The organism is Maribacter sp. ACAM166 (genome assembly GCF_005771495.1).
Lineage (GTDB): Bacteria > Bacteroidota > Bacteroidia > Flavobacteriales > Flavobacteriaceae > Maribacter.
Genome location: NZ_VAUW01000010.1, coordinates 19,698 through 34,442 on the forward strand (window position 1 = coordinate 19,698; position 14,745 = coordinate 34,442).

Annotated in this window: 14 protein-coding genes; 13 read left to right on the top strand and 1 reads right to left on the bottom strand. The window is 37.2% G+C overall.

Features of this window, described 5'->3' with window-relative positions; genetic code table 11:
- Position 1 precedes the first annotated feature (1 nt).
- From ES765_RS09080 to ES765_RS09140, 13 genes are all read left to right on the top strand, one after another.
- Positions 2-2,785, top strand: a complete 2,784-nt coding sequence (locus tag ES765_RS09080; RefSeq protein ID WP_138113422.1) for a PAS domain S-box protein — start codon at positions 2-4, stop codon at positions 2,783-2,785.
- Positions 2,782-3,348 (top strand): two-component system response regulator, encoded by a 567-nt coding sequence (locus ES765_RS09085; RefSeq protein WP_138113424.1) that lies wholly within the window; start codon positions 2,782-2,784, stop codon positions 3,346-3,348. The genes ES765_RS09080 and ES765_RS09085 overlap by 4 nt, the downstream gene beginning before the upstream one ends.
- A gap of 83 nt (positions 3,349-3,431) precedes the next feature.
- Positions 3,432-4,358 carry a hypothetical protein gene (locus ES765_RS09090; RefSeq protein ID WP_138113426.1) on the top strand — a complete coding sequence of 309 codons (927 nt, stop codon included), beginning with the start codon at positions 3,432-3,434 and terminating at the stop codon, positions 4,356-4,358.
- Between the two features lie 53 nt (positions 4,359-4,411).
- Positions 4,412-5,113 (top strand): hypothetical protein, encoded by a 702-nt coding sequence (locus ES765_RS09095; RefSeq protein ID WP_138113428.1) that lies wholly within the window; start codon positions 4,412-4,414, stop codon positions 5,111-5,113.
- A 213-nt stretch (positions 5,114-5,326) separates the two neighbouring features.
- Positions 5,327-6,901 (top strand): hypothetical protein, encoded by a 1,575-nt coding sequence (locus ES765_RS09100; protein ID WP_138113430.1) that lies wholly within the window; start codon positions 5,327-5,329, stop codon positions 6,899-6,901.
- 116 nt (positions 6,902-7,017) lie between these two features.
- The gene (locus ES765_RS09105) at positions 7,018-8,061 is read left to right on the top strand and encodes a gliding motility-associated C-terminal domain-containing protein (protein ID WP_171017270.1); all 1,044 of its coding nucleotides are present in this window, start codon (positions 7,018-7,020) and stop codon (positions 8,059-8,061) included.
- A 365-nt stretch (positions 8,062-8,426) separates the two neighbouring features.
- Positions 8,427-9,044, top strand: coding sequence for an RNA polymerase sigma factor (locus ES765_RS09110; protein WP_138113434.1), 618 nt, complete (start codon positions 8,427-8,429; stop codon positions 9,042-9,044).
- A gap of 2 nt (positions 9,045-9,046) precedes the next feature.
- Positions 9,047-9,226 carry a hypothetical protein gene (locus tag ES765_RS09115; protein ID WP_138113436.1) on the top strand — a complete coding sequence of 60 codons (180 nt, stop codon included), beginning with the start codon at positions 9,047-9,049 and terminating at the stop codon, positions 9,224-9,226.
- Positions 9,227-9,345: 119 nt separating this feature from the next.
- On the top strand, positions 9,346-9,537 hold the full coding sequence (locus tag ES765_RS09120) for a hypothetical protein (protein WP_138113438.1): 192 nt from the start codon (positions 9,346-9,348) through the stop codon (positions 9,535-9,537).
- A gap of 11 nt (positions 9,538-9,548) precedes the next feature.
- Positions 9,549-10,385 (top strand): mechanosensitive ion channel family protein, encoded by an 837-nt coding sequence (locus tag ES765_RS09125; protein ID WP_138113440.1) that lies wholly within the window; start codon positions 9,549-9,551, stop codon positions 10,383-10,385.
- Positions 10,386-10,475: 90 nt separating this feature from the next.
- On the top strand, positions 10,476-11,306 hold the full coding sequence (locus tag ES765_RS09130; RefSeq protein ID WP_138113442.1) for a GIN domain-containing protein: 831 nt from the start codon (positions 10,476-10,478) through the stop codon (positions 11,304-11,306).
- Positions 11,307-11,685: 379 nt separating this feature from the next.
- Entirely contained in the window at positions 11,686-11,892 is a 207-nt protein-coding gene (locus ES765_RS09135; RefSeq protein WP_138113444.1) for a lipopolysaccharide assembly protein LapA domain-containing protein, read from the top strand.
- Positions 11,893-11,897: 5 nt separating this feature from the next.
- Positions 11,898-12,341, top strand: coding sequence for a hypothetical protein (locus ES765_RS09140; RefSeq protein ID WP_138113446.1), 444 nt, complete (start codon positions 11,898-11,900; stop codon positions 12,339-12,341).
- A gap of 507 nt (positions 12,342-12,848) precedes the next feature.
- Here ES765_RS09140 and ES765_RS09145 read toward each other — a convergent pair.
- The gene (locus ES765_RS09145) at positions 12,849-14,528 is read right to left on the bottom strand and encodes a response regulator (RefSeq protein WP_249356302.1); all 1,680 of its coding nucleotides are present in this window, start codon (positions 14,526-14,528) and stop codon (positions 12,849-12,851) included.
- Positions 14,529-14,745: the final 217 nt, after the last annotated feature.

A 14,745-nucleotide genomic window follows, 5' to 3' on the forward strand; every position in this document is an offset into this window, starting at 1 on the left:
TATGGAAGCAGAAAAACTTAACATACTTTACGTAGATGATGAACCAAGTAACATTCGTGTTTTTGAAACGAATTTGAAACGTCATTATACAATTTTCACTGCGCTATCTGGTGCTGAAGCACTAAAAATACTTGAGAAAAATCATATAAGGCTAATTATTACGAACCAACTCATGCCAAACATATCGGGCATGGAACTGTTAAAACAGGCCACGTTAAAATGGCCCGATATAAAAAGTATCATGGTAACGGCATACGCTGACATCAATATGGTAAAAGAGGTAAGCAGCGAAATAGGGATATTCAGTTCTATAAATAAACCTTTTGATTTTGGTGAAATGAAAGCACTAATAGACGGGGCGCTTCAAGTGTACCAAGTACATAACGATGAAAAGAAAGCTTTGCTATTAATGGAAGAAAAAGCAAATAAATTTCATAATATATTTAAAGCGATAAGTGATGTTTTTATTCGGGTGAATAATGACGGCATCATTGAAATGATATCACCGTCCGTTTATGAACTTTTTGGCTATAGACCTGAAGAAGTAATTGGAAAAAATAGTGTGAACGTTTTTATGGATAAAGAAAATGCAACCAACGATTTTCTTCTAATAAAGGAAACGAGATCTTGCAATAATTTTGAAACAGATCTTTATGCCAAAGATAAATCACGCTTACATGTGTTGGTTAATTTCAGGATACGTACTGATGAATTTGATAGGCCCATTGGCATAGACCATTTGATAAGAGATGTAACGCAATTTAAACTACAGCAAAAAACACTTGTGGAAAATGAGCTTAAACTCAAAAGCTTTTTCGATATCGCACCGGTGGGTATAATCTTAAATGATATGCAAGGGCATTTCATCGAAATAAATCGAGAGTTTTCAAAGTTTACAGGATATTCTATCAATGAACTGAATAAACTTTCTTATTGGGAGTTAACCCCAGATGACTACAGAGTACAAGAACAAATACAGCTCGATTCGTTGGCAAAAATAAATAGTTTTGGCCCTTATGAGAAAGAGTATATTCATAGAAACGGACAGCGGTATCCCGTATTGATAAATGGAGTGAAAATAACTGGTAAAAATGGTGAAGACTTAGTCTGGTCAGTAGTTAAGGATATTACCCGGCAAAAGAAAGCTGACGATACTATTGAAAATCAGCGAGAACGACTTGCATTGGCAGTTAATGCAGCTCAATTGGGTATATGGGACTGGGACATTAGTAACAATAGCCTTATTTGGGATGATACTGCATATAGTTTGTATGGCCTAAATAAAAGTGATTTTAGAAAGCCTTATGATATCTGGGTTTCTCAAATTCATTTTGAGGATAAGACCTATATCGATGCAGAAATTCTTCTAGCTTTAAACGGTGACAAAAGCTTCGATACCGAATTTCGGGTTATTTGGCCTGATTATTCTGTACATCACATTCATGCTACTGCCAAGGTGATCCGTGATGATCAGGGCACGGCTATTCGCATGATTGGAACGAACAAAGATATTACAGAAAAAAAGGAAGCCAAAATAATGCTAGAGGCTTTACGAGAGGTACAAGCATCATTTATTACAACGTGTAGCTCTCAAATACCTTTCGATAACCTATTGGATGTTTTGTTGCACACAACAGCTAGTGAATACGGTTTTATTGGTGAAATAGTGGTGGATAAAAACAAAAAACCTACCCTTGAAATACAAGCTATAACCAATGTATACCCGAACGAAGAAAAAGGCTCGTTTTACAAAAAAATAACCACTGAAGAATTGAATTTTAAGAACCTTGATGCTCTTTTAAAACAAGTAATTACAACTGGTAAACCAATAATTTCCAACGAGCTTTATACTGATCCATATAGCGAGGAGCTTTCTGAACATCATTCTAATCTGGGTAGCTTTATGGGTATGCCATTATACAACAACGATAAATTAATCGGTATGGTGGGAGTGTCCAATAGACCTGGGGGCTATAATGATTCGTTCATTGATAAACTAGAGTTGCTATTAGCCACATGTGCTAACTTGTTCATAGCGAAGCAAAATTTAGCAAATAAGCAAAAGATTCAACAAGAATTAGTTGCCTCAGAAACCATGCTCAAGACCAAGAACAAAGAATTAGAACAATTTGCCTACATCGCCTCTCACGACTTGCAAGAACCTCTAGACACCGTAAGTTGTTTTGCTAAATTATTAGAAGAAGAGTATAAAGGCAAATTAGATAGCAATGCCGATCGTTATCTTGATTTCATTCAGCAATCTACCAAGAGAATGAAAAGCTTAATTACAGGCTTACTTGAGTATTCGAGAATAGGCGGTAAAAGAAAATTGGAAAAGGTGAATTGCAATAAATTACTGGCATTTATAGAAGAAGACCTGCACGTTCTTATTCAAGAAAAAGAAGCGGTTATCACTTGCGAAGAACTTCCAGAATTACTGGCCTACCCTATTGAAATGAAACAATTGTTCCAAAACCTCATTAGTAACGCTTTAAAATACAGCCAACACAATGTTCCCTCCATTATTCATATTTCTACCAAAAAGCTAAAAGATGGCTGGCAATTCAAGTTTATGGACAACGGTATCGGCATTGAAGAAGAGTTTAAAGAAAAGATTTTTATCATTTTTCAACGCTTACATAACAAAGAAGACTATGAAGGCACTGGTATCGGCCTTGCACAGTGTAGAAAAATTGTTACAATGCACAATGGGGAAATTTGGATGAAATCAAATCTAAATGCAGGAAGTGCATTTTATTTCACGATTAAAACAAACGAACAATGACAAATAAATTAAAACGTATTTTACTTGTAGATGATAGTCGAGAGTTTAACTACCTCAACAACTATATAATAAAGAAAAATGGCTGCACAGACCACATACAAGTTGCTGAAAACGGTCAGCAAGCCCTAGATATATTGAATTTAGGAATTAAGGAAACGAATCTGTTTCCAGACTTAATCTTGCTTGATTTAAACATGCCCTGCATAAATGGGTGGGAGTTTATGGAAGCGTTTAAAGAACTAAAATTCGATCAAAAAGATGAAATTATAATTGTGATTCTTTCTTCATCCATAAACCCTGAAGACAAAACAAGAGCAGAAAAGATAAAGGAGGTATCTGGGTTTGTGAATAAACCCCTAACCCCCGAAAAATTTAATATTTTACTAAAAGAGCACTTTAATAGTACACCGGGTCATACTGATAAGTTTTCCTCAAATAAAAAGGGTAACGCTCATCAGTTTATGCCGTCTTTGAGCATTAGTGATTTATACAGAAAATTGAATTTTTTACAAGAAAATAATGTGGCAAAAAAAAATAGGAAGCCTTTATTCTTTAGCTATTAAATTTTAAAAGATAGCCTCAAAAAAACGGTCTTATTTATCTAACAGTAGTGCTTTTTCTTCGAATTAATTTTATGACATTTATTATGAAACACCTTAGTTGCATCGTATTATTATGCTTCACTTTCCTCAGTTTTGGACAGGTGAAAATAGGCAATAACATCAACACCATTGATGGTGCATCTATATTGGAGCTTGATAGCCAGACCAAGGCATTTGTTCCTACGCGCATTACCAATCTACAAATGAAAGGAATGACACCCTTAAAAGGGGCATTGGTCTACAATATCGATTACGACTGTATATTCACTTTTGATGGTGCAGCATGGAAAAGCCTTTGTAATTCTGGCATAGTGGTCACTACCGCTATCGCTGGGCCGACCAATAACGAAGCCGGTGATATCTGGATCGATGATACATTCAATCAAGTGAGTGTTTGGAATGGTTTCGCATGGGTTCTCATAAATACCAACCCGAAAAGTGGCGTAGGGCAACCCTCACCTACTACGGTAACAGATCCTGTGGCCGGCGATATTTATGTAGATCGCACCACTGGCGGTATGTTCGCTTACAATGGTACGACATGGACTGAAAACAGTATATCTAGTGTTGGGGCCGGCCTTAGTATTTCCCCATCGGGTAATATAGAACTTGGAGGGGAGTTGACCCACCCTACCGTTATTACTACGAATGCCACGAACACTTTGGCCATTGAAGGGCTTACAGAAGTAACCGACAACACCATAAAGCTACTTGCTGTCGACGAAACCACCGGAGAACTGCACACTACGTTAGCTAGTTCGTTTATGAAAAGGGAAGAGCTCATTATCATAGCGGTTAACGGACAGCAGGAATTTTCCACTCCCTTAGCGTTTACCGATCTAAAAAATATAGCTGTCTACCGTAATGGTATAAAAATAGATTTTACCGCTTCAGGAAGCAACCTTATAAAACTGGAAACCAATGTTATATGCTTTGAAAGCGACGAAATTAGAATCGTTCAATTTTTCTAGAAATCATTAAAATTTTATTAATTATTATTAACTATTACCCTAAATTAAATATTATGAACAAAAAGACGTACCAAAATGCATTCAAAACCGGAGTTTTGGCTCTGACACTGCTTACCTTCGGAATAGGTAGCGCACAACAAGTAGTGGGCGACGCCACCAAACAAGGTGATGTTGTTCCCGGTACTACAGCAACTGCCGGAGCCGTTCGTGTGGTCGACAACAAGGGGACTATTAAGTACCTGCAATCCAAAAACGGAATTACCATGCTCTCGAATACGACCGACGATGTAACCACAACGACCTGGCAGTTGGGTGGCGCACTTACAGATGACACCTTTATCGACGTTGATGGAAATATTTTTGGTCTTGATGGTATCGAGTTGATAGACATCGCGACCGAGAGTGCTTCTTCAGATGCCACGACTGCGTCAAGCGCTGGTACAGGCACTGGTTACACTATTTTAGTACGGGACGAAGCGACCGGGGCAACTAAAAAGTTATTGGCCACGGATCTAATACAAAGCGGACAGGAAAGCTTTACGGCCACAGCGGCGCAAGCGGCCTATCCATTAACGGGCAGCCCGGTATTACCGGCCTTCAGTCAAGTATGGGTTTATAGAAACGGGGCGAAACTAATCGCCAATGTTGATTATACCGTTGCAACATCTACAGTTACCTTAGTGCCAAATACGACAGTTCCTAATGATTGGGCGGTCTATGACGGTGACGTAATCGAAGTACAATTTGTGAAGTAAGTTTCTATTGCATAGCGCTGTTCATGATTTTTTGACTAGCGCTATGCTTTATTACTCTATTTGTTACTACATAAATTTTACGATTTTACGATTAAAGAAAAATCAACCCTAGTGCTTTCGTGTTTTTAGACTTCCCTAAAACAAAATTTTTCTATTTAAATACTCGTAGCCATTATTAGAACACGTACCAAATATCGCTTAAGTACTCTTGCCATGCTCCTATTTTTACAAATTGGGATATATGCACAAGAGAAAATGGTCATTGACCAGAAGGGTACGCTAGTGAATGTCAGGAATACTATCGTAACTACGGCTGCGACTACCCCTAACGCTCCCCTACAAAATGATATCTGGTTCGATACTACCGCCGAGGTCACTAAAATATATGATGGCAGCACTTGGCTGACCATAAATTTAAATGCCCTGGCCAATAAAGAAGACAGCGCCAATAAATCTACGGATACGAATTTAGCCGATGATACCAATACCAAGTTCCCAACAGAACTCGCAGTAAAAACGTATGTCGATGCACAGCTGGTCACATCAGACGATGACGATATTACGGGAGTATCATTCGACGGAACCAATTTGAAAGTAGACGAAGGGGAAACCTCGTTCAGTGCAGACCTATCCGGTCTGCGAGATAGTGATTGGTTTCAAGCAAATAGTAACAACACTGCAACCAATATCAATCAGGATATCTATACCATGGGAAATGTTGGTATAGGCACGAACAATCCACAACGGGGACTTCATATTGCAGGTGAAAACTCGGTTTTACGATTATCTCGTTCAAGTGATACGGCAGCGATGATCTTTGATCGATACTCGGGTAGTATGAGCAATACCTTGAAATCCTTTCAATTCGGAATGAACGCCTCAGGTGCCGGAGTAGGTGAATTCTTTTTCGCCGACTATAATGAAAATATAAGCGGTGGTTCCTATACCCGAATGATGACCTTTACCGATGGCAACGAAGTCATACGCTTTAACCAATATGGTACTGGTAATTTTAGCTCTACCGGATTTTCATATATTCTTGGAGTTGACACTGATGGTGATATCGTCGAAGTCGATTTAAGTAGCTATGATTCAGATGCATCTGATGATTTTTCAGGGGATTATAATGATTTAATCAACCAGCCTACTAACAGCACTGTTTCAGGTACTGAAGGCTCTATCTTTTTTGCGGATACCGATGGTACGCCAACAGAGAACAATGCCGCACTATTTTGGAATGCCAATGATACCAGGCTTGGTATCGGCACCAACAATCCGACCCAGAAACTAGAAGTGAACGGTACTATAAAAGCCCTAAAAATTTTCAATGGAGATGGTACGCAGGGTAGCCCATCGTACGCGTTCAATGACGATACGGATACAGGTATTTTCAACGCAGCTACAAATGAAATAGGTATTTCAACTGGTGGCCAAGAGGCTATGAGAATAGATGCCGAACAACGGGTAGGAATCGGGACCAAAACACCAAACTCCACACTACATACCAATGGTTCCTTTTCCACAGCCATTATTAAAACAACAGGAGATTTGACCTTAAACGAGACCCACCACACTGTTATTCTGGGTGAAGATCATGATATCACCCTACCAAGCGCTTCTCAATGTAAAGGACGAATTTATATTATAAAAAACCCGACGAAGCATGATTCGTCAATTAGCGATTTCCTAAATAACAAGGGTGATGTTGATAATACATTAAAAAAAGAAGGTCTACTATGGCTACAGAGCGACGGTTCTGATTGGCAAGAACTAACGACTACAAAATGATATCGAAGTTTTATATTTTTATGGTATTCGTAAGTTGCATTTTCAACTGTTCTTCGGTAAAATGCCAGAATACACTTCGCAATTTCGGGAACCTTAAACTTTTAAATGAGGCCCAGATGGGGTTTCATGTAAATCTGGTCAATGATGGTACATTTGATGAAAACTCGGGGCGTGTAGGCTTTTTTGGCGAAAACGGGTTTCTGACCGTTTCGGGTGCGTTTCGTCCAATTTTTTATGATATGGAGGTTATGGTCGCCGATGATCTTATGCTTGAAGTCGGTGTTGGGGTAACCAATAACCTGAACCTTATTCTGGGAGACATCAATACACCAAGATCATTTTTAGATGTCAATTTAGACTTTATCGACCAAGCCTTCTATTCAGGGCTGTCAGATACTACAAAAATTGATGGCTACGCTTCACTTACACATAAAAAAGATTTCACCTTTCCCGTAGGTTATGGCAACGAATTCAAACCCTTACAGTTACTTTCAGAAGATATAAATGCCAGCGCAAAGTGCGCTTACTTTCAAGAAGACCCCAACTACCCAACAAGCATTATGTCATCCTATCCTACTGAAAAGCGCACGGCTAAGGTAACAGCCGTGAGTCCGTATGAGTTTTGGGATTTAGAAGCTATAGTACCTTCAAGGGTACGACTATTCTGGAATCAGAACAGTCGCTTGGAAAACGTTGTAGAACAACTAAAAAACTTACGGGTGGTCGGTTGGCACATAGAAAAAGATACTTGGGTAAGTCTGGGCATCACAATGGTTTCAGGAGATCTGCAATCAGGCACTATTACCTCAGCTATTTTTGACCCCCAAGAGTATGGTGCTATTACGTTTGGTAGCCTAGACAACAAGGCTGTTGCAGATTTAGGAAACTATCTTTTAACACCGAACGGCGATGGCGTTAATGACGTTTTATATTTAGATGCAATTTCACTTTCCCCGGGCAATAATTCGCTTCAAATCTATAATCGTTGGGGGCGATTGGTCTATGAGGCCGAAGATTACCAAAATAATTTTGACGGATTTGCCAATGTAAATTGGGTAATCGAAAGAAACAGAGGGCTTCCCGAAGGGGTCTATTTTTACATTTTAAAATTGCATGATATCAATTTTTCACATCAAGGGTATTTGGCCATCTACAGGTAACACCACAGTCTTAGCTCCCTTTTTTAAAACGTTGATGTTAAGAATCACTATGTGCGTTCAACCCATTTTAAAAAATGAGCCCTGCGATAAGCCTAACAACCACCCTTTGGCAAGCCTTTTATTTCAAGAAGTTTTAAATGTAGGTTCGGATCTCTGTACAGATCGCAAGAAGCCTTCCACAAATAGAGGCCCTATTTCATGCATTCACAGCATATTTAGAGTTCATTTAAACTATAGGTTTTCTTGGTCTTCATCAGTTTCGTTTAATTTCAGAACTGGTAACAAAGGAAATTTATTAGTACATTATATAGTTAAAGTTCAATCGGTCAGAATCTAATCAACAAAACGACAGATTCAAATAATAAATGTCAGTACTCAAAACGCTTATTTTAGTATTTGTAGGCTCCAAAAAGGAATCGTACCTCACCTTGGCAAAAAAGATGAGCGATGGGGAGCTGGTCGATAAAATAAATGCCTCAAAAGACAGTCAACTTTTTGGTATTCTTTATGACCGTTATGGTAACAAGGTCTATAACAAGTGCTTTAGTTTTGCTAAAAATGATAGTGATGCAAAAGATCTCACACAAGAAATTTTCCTAAAAGTCTTTTTAAAATTACAACTTTTCAATAGTGATAAGGCATCTTTCTCCACATGGTTGTACGTCATGGTCTATAACTTTTGCATTAATTACGTGAACAGGGACAAAAAGAAAGAAAACAGGTCGGAACCTCTGGATGCCCATGAGTATCATTTAAGTGAGGAAAACGTTGAAATCGATGAGATAAACACCTTAAATGCCGAAAAACTTACCAAGGCTCTTGAATTATTAGCCCCTGAAGAAAAATCACTTTTACTATTAAAATATCAAGATGATGTTTCTATCAAAGAATTACAAGCTTCCTTTGACGTTGGTGAAAGTGCCATAAAAATGAGATTGAACAGAGCCAAGGCAAAAGTTGTAAAAATTTATGATACACTTTAAATATGAAAGAGAATATTTTCAAACAAATAGAAACAGATAAGAAACTTCCAGAAGAAGCAAAAGAGGAATTGGTATCAAATATCGAGACGGCTAAATTATTCCAAAGCTTTACCGAACTTTTTGGTACTGAATATTTATCCGTTTTAAAAGACTTCTTCAAAAATGATAAAAAGGAAGAATGATTATAGCATTAGCGCTTATTCTAAATAACAAATAAACGTTTTGATGTGACCTTTTCATTTATCTGGGTAATAAGCTATAAGAAGGCTGCAATCGTTTAATTCCCCAAAAGTGTGAACGTATGGGTAAAGAAGTTATTTTTAAAAGAATGGGGCTTCCTTTAAAAGAAGTTCCTTCAGATTTAAGAAACACGGTTTTATCTGACATTGAAGATGCCAAACTTCTCATGCACCTTACAAGGTTTTTCTCTTCAGCGTTTACATTGACGGCAAAACAGATTTATAAAAACCTAAAGCAACATAAAAAACCATAAACCACAATAAAATGGAAACAATTACTACTTGGAAAGAGTTGACTGCAAACACTATTAATGAGATGGGAAGAACCATCATGGAAGCCGTTCCGAACATCTTTGGTGCGGTATTGATCCTATTGATCGGATGGCTGATAACCAAAATCATTATTTTGGTGCTAAAAAGGGTTTTAAAATTCGTTAAGGCCGATAAATGGACAAATGCCCTGAATGAAAAAGTATTGTCCGGAAAAACCTCCTTAAAATTCGATATTTCAAAGGTGATACTGATTTTTGTTAAATGGATATTATTCCTAGTGTTCCTCATCGCAGCCGCCGATATAATGAAATGGGAAATTGTCTCACAAGAAGTTGGTAATCTAATGCACTACCTTCCAAAATTATTTAGCGCCATAGCAGTGTTCATGGTCGGCCTGTATATAGCGAATTTTGTAAAGAAAGCCATCAAAGGGGTATTCGACTCCTTTGATCTTAGAGGTGCCAAACTCGTAAGCACCTTGGTATTCTATATCATTGCCTTCATCATTACGGTTACCGCCTTAAACCAAGCAGGCATCGAAACCGTCATTATTAGAAACAATACCACTTTGATTCTTGGAGGCTTTGTAGCGGCCGTGGCCATCTCATTTGGTCTTGGCTCAAAAGATATTGTCAAAGATATTATTAGAACATCCTACGCACGTAAAAAATTTAAGATCGGGCAAAAAGTTACCTACAAGAATGTATCTGGTACTATTGAAGCATTAGAATCTCTTACCATGGACATACGAACCGAACAGGGGCTACTAGTTGTACCGATACATAAAATCATGGAAGAGGAAATACTGGTTACGGAAGATTCCAAGTAATTTGAAAATTATTTTTTGTTTAAAATGTGACCTTTTGAAAAATTGGTGTAAAAAGAATAGACAAGTAATAATCTTTTAAATATTTAAATAATGAAAAAACACGTACTCTTCTTTGCAATAGCTTTAATAAGTGTGTCATTGGCGGCACAAAAGAAACCGAAAATTAAAGGAAATAAGGAAGTAACCCAGGTTATTAAGGAAATTCAAGGTGAATTCAATGCATTAGAAATAGACGATGCATTGGAAGTCACCATAACCCAAGGCAACAATAATGCCTATGCCTTGAACATAGACAGTAACCTTGTTGACATTCTTCAGTTTTCCGTTACCGATAGCATATTGAAAATATATACTTCAAATAACATCACAAGCAGTAAAAAGTTGAAGATCAACTTAACTGTTGTTGAAATTGAACATTTAATTTTGAAGAACGATGCTAAAGTAAATGGAGAAGGCAGGTTCACAGCTAAAAAATTCTATCTTAATGCGTACAATTCTAGTCGGATAAAAAATTTGGATGTTAGAGCTGATGATGTGACCATTACATTGCACAGGGATGCCGGAGGCGACATAAAAGTGAAGTCGGAAAATACGACCATAGTGATGAATGATAGAACGGATTTAAAGGCTGATGTCATTGCCGACAAGGTAAGAGTTACGTTGAACAACTCAGCTGACTTAGACCTTAATGGTGATGCGGACTATGCAAGCTTCAATTTGAAGAAATCCGGGAATTTAAATGCTAGAAAAATGAAGATCAGTTCTGCCGACCTTTACACTTCAAACAACTCTGATGTATATATTAATGCGTCTAGAAACTTAGAAGTTTATGCTCAAGGTAAGAGCAATGTATATGTTTACGGAAATCCCGAAGTACAGATTAAAGGGTTGACAGATAAATCTAAGATTATAAAAAGGTAAGCACATACTGCATATTTTTAACTCCCTACAACTAAGGTTCGAATGCCTCTCTTATGGGAGGCATTTTTTTTAATCTAACGTTTTTTGTGACTTTTTTAAAAGTCTGTGTATACATAGTATAACCATAAAACATACACGATTGAAAAATAGAAAATATCAAAAATAGCTGCAAAAGTTTGGTCGAAAAAGTAGGTCACCTAGAAGATGCTCTATTTAATCATACCGATAAGAATTTGGAAAAAGCATTGAACAAACTGAACAACGACTTTTCAACGACCATATCTTTATTTCCAAACTTGAGGTCTCGTATGAGATACAGGTTTCACATGTAAGAAAGCAGCATAATCACGCTACTTTGGTTGTCAAAAAAAATTATAAAATGAAATTCAAAACTATTCTAGCCCTATTATTTGCAGTTATAATCGTGATTTTTTCGTTACAAAACGCAGAGGTTACCGATGTTAAATTTTTACTTTGGAAATTATCAATGTCCCGGGTTCTTATCATCTTAGGTAGTTTCGGGGTCGGTGTTCTTGTTGGTATCCTTGCCTCTATGAAACGTCAATTAATCAACACTAAAAAATAATAATCATGGCCAAGATACTTTCCGTAGAACTGCAAAAAATACCTAAATATATTAACGTAGGAGATGACATCAACGATTTAACCGTACTAACAACAATACAGTTCCATGAACTGGATCTAAAGCTAGAAATGCCTTATTGCTTACATGTTTTCGTTTATGATATTCATGGAGCTTTAGATGCCCCCCTTGTTATACCTAATTGGGACGAAAGCGTCGTTGTTTCGATCGCTTTAGGTAGAAAAGATGATCTTCTAGGTCAAGAAGCGACCATGATAAAAGCAACTGAGGCGAAAATGACGATAGAGACTCCTATGGCGCTTACTTTAGGTAGATTTAATAAGGAGATGTCACCAATTAGCAGAAAATTAGAAGTATTTGCTACTATGGCTCCAATCGTTGGAAGGGCTTCCAAATATTCTGAGCCGTTTACCTCACAGATTACCTATTAAATAGGCACTCTTAGAACTTAGAACATGTTTAAAACCCCACTTTGAGGATATGAATACATCATTCAGCTTAGCCAGCACTTTCTAATGATAGATATCGAGGTGGCTATACCCATATATTTATAGAACGATGCGATAGAAAATCGTGTGGGCGAATTAAAACAAAATTCGAAGTTTAAATAAAGGATGAGGTACGACACTATTTTGATTAGGTAAACAGTTCATAGTTGGGTTATATAAGTAATGTAAGGTTTTTGCAACGCTACGTTAGCGTACTGACATGAGCAAAGTAACATTGAATAACACTAAAAAAGAGTTTGTAGTACGGAACCGATATTTAATAGATGATTCTATTTTAGGACTGCCAAATTACTTCAAATTATCAAATTAAGAATTCAGACCAATAGGAAGAGCTAACTGAAAGCGATAAAGTTAATATCCTAAGTGGTGTTTGGGATTATCAGCAAGGTGAAACTATGAAATTCAGTGAATTTTTCTTTAAGGAAACTATTAAACATACGATATATCCATCACCTTTTCGATTCTATTGAACAGGTCTTCGGGATCAAAAGGTTTAAAAATAAAACCGTTCATGCCACTTTTAAAAATCTTGTTCTTCACTTCAAGGAATACCGAGGCCGATAGCGCCAAGATTGGTAAAGTGGTATTGAATTTTCTGATTTCCTGGGTGGAAGCATAGCCATCCATTATGGGCATTTGAATATCCATTAAGACTACATCGTAATTGTTTTCCCGTACCATATTTACGGCCATTAGACCGTCAAAAGCTACATCTACAACTAGATTGGCCTTTTCTAATATCTGTCTGCCGACCATAATGTTGATTTTGTTATCCTCTACCAGCAATATTCTTCTGCCCTTTAGATTTCGCTCTTTTTTAAGGGTGTTCTGATCTACCTGCCTGTTTGAAGCCGGTTTTAACTCTAAATCAAAGTAAAAGCGACTTCCGACCCCGACATCACTTTCTATTTTTACTGTAGATCCCATGGCTTCCACTATACTTTTAACGATTGGCAAGCCAAGTCCGGTACCTCCATATAAACGATTTGTACTAATAGAGGCCTGGGTAAATGGCTGCCATATTTTTTCTTGTTGTTCTTGAGTAATACCAATTCCGACATCTATGATTTCAGTACGCATAAGCACATTTCCATTTATGTGCTTATGCCTTATTATTTTTAAAGTCACATTTCCTTTTTCGGTAAATTTTATGGCGTTAGAGACCAGATTGTTGATTACCTGATTGAAACGCACGATATCTAACCAGACATTTGGAAGTTCTTCATCAATCTCCAAGTCTAAAGCAATCCCTTTACTTAAACAAGCAGGCTCATGTATCTTTTTTATCTGCTTTACAGCTGCCAATATGTCTGTGGGAATTAAATCGAGCTCGATTACGCTAGTTTCCATTTTGCTGAAATCCAACACATTGTTTAGTAAATTCAGCAATATTTTCCCCGAATAGTTCAGTGCCTCTATATTGTCCCGTTGGTCTTCTCTAGGGTTAGTATCGCCTAAGATATGGGAGAGCCCAGTAATCGCATTCAGCGGAGTTCGAATCTCATGGCTCATCATGCTCAAAAACCTAGACTTGGCATTTGATGCCTCAATGGCATCTTCCCATTCATTATGTATGTTCGAATAAAATCGAGCGTTGATGAAAGAGAAAAATATCAATTGATAGGTAACTAGAACTATATTGGTAAAAATGGAAATAGGATAAATATACTTTCCTGCGAGTAAAGCATCCATCTTTGTATTTGTAAATAGGTTAAAATCCGTAAAATACAGAAGAAACCAAAGTGCAATTGACAGCACTGGAAAAATTACGATATAGTTTTTTTCCCGTCTAAACGAAAAAAACACAAAAGGTAATGCCATGGCAAACATCAATATAAATTCCACACTGCCGGCCTTTCCGACGAACGAAGAAGTTATGGCAACGCTCAAATTAAAAGCGATTATATAGATGATACGCGCCAGAGTAAGGTTTCCTTTTTTAGAAATAATAGCAGAAAACACAAAAAGAGGTACCGTTGCCCCAATATAATTGCTCAGCTCCAACATATTCAAGCTTCTAGCTAGAATACACCAAATCACAGAAATGACCGAGGTCAATAGAGAAAGTGTAAAGACAATTTCCACTCTACGTTTAGAGAATTCAGGCATAGTTTTGAAAGATTAATTTATGTTAATATAAAAGCGAATAAACTTCCTCGATACAAGCATACGAGGTATTCAATAGAATATTTTTATCAATGAATACCTTGAATTTTTAAACTTCCTTTTCTCATACGAAATAAGCTTTGGGGAATTGAACCCTCATAGATTTAATGTGTTTTTTAATGTTCATACTGGTTGAATATTACATAGTATAGATATTTTT

What these genes read in the sequence shown, in the direction of transcription:
- ES765_RS09080 (WP_138113422.1), top strand. Translation starts at nt 2, where the DNA reads ATGGAAGCAGAAAAACTTAACATACTTTACGTAGATGATGAACCAAGT.
- ES765_RS09085 (WP_138113424.1), top strand. Translation starts at nt 2,782, where the DNA reads ATGACAAATAAATTAAAACGTATTTTACTTGTAGATGATAGTCGAGAG.
- ES765_RS09090 (WP_138113426.1), top strand. Translation starts at nt 3,432, where the DNA reads ATGAAACACCTTAGTTGCATCGTATTATTATGCTTCACTTTCCTCAGT.
- ES765_RS09095 (WP_138113428.1), top strand. Translation starts at nt 4,412, where the DNA reads ATGAACAAAAAGACGTACCAAAATGCATTCAAAACCGGAGTTTTGGCT.
- ES765_RS09100 (WP_138113430.1), top strand. Translation starts at nt 5,327, where the DNA reads ATGCTCCTATTTTTACAAATTGGGATATATGCACAAGAGAAAATGGTC.
- ES765_RS09105 (WP_171017270.1), top strand. Translation starts at nt 7,018, where the DNA reads ATGGGGTTTCATGTAAATCTGGTCAATGATGGTACATTTGATGAAAAC.
- ES765_RS09110 (WP_138113434.1), top strand. Translation starts at nt 8,427, where the DNA reads ATGTCAGTACTCAAAACGCTTATTTTAGTATTTGTAGGCTCCAAAAAG.
- ES765_RS09115 (WP_138113436.1), top strand. Translation starts at nt 9,047, where the DNA reads ATGAAAGAGAATATTTTCAAACAAATAGAAACAGATAAGAAACTTCCA.
- ES765_RS09120 (WP_138113438.1), top strand. Translation starts at nt 9,346, where the DNA reads ATGGGTAAAGAAGTTATTTTTAAAAGAATGGGGCTTCCTTTAAAAGAA.
- ES765_RS09125 (WP_138113440.1), top strand. Translation starts at nt 9,549, where the DNA reads ATGGAAACAATTACTACTTGGAAAGAGTTGACTGCAAACACTATTAAT.
- ES765_RS09130 (WP_138113442.1), top strand. Translation starts at nt 10,476, where the DNA reads ATGAAAAAACACGTACTCTTCTTTGCAATAGCTTTAATAAGTGTGTCA.
- ES765_RS09135 (WP_138113444.1), top strand. Translation starts at nt 11,686, where the DNA reads ATGAAATTCAAAACTATTCTAGCCCTATTATTTGCAGTTATAATCGTG.
- ES765_RS09140 (WP_138113446.1), top strand. Translation starts at nt 11,898, where the DNA reads ATGGCCAAGATACTTTCCGTAGAACTGCAAAAAATACCTAAATATATT.
- ES765_RS09145 (WP_249356302.1), bottom strand. Translation starts at nt 14,528, where the DNA reads ATGCCTGAATTCTCTAAACGTAGAGTGGAAATTGTCTTTACACTTTCT.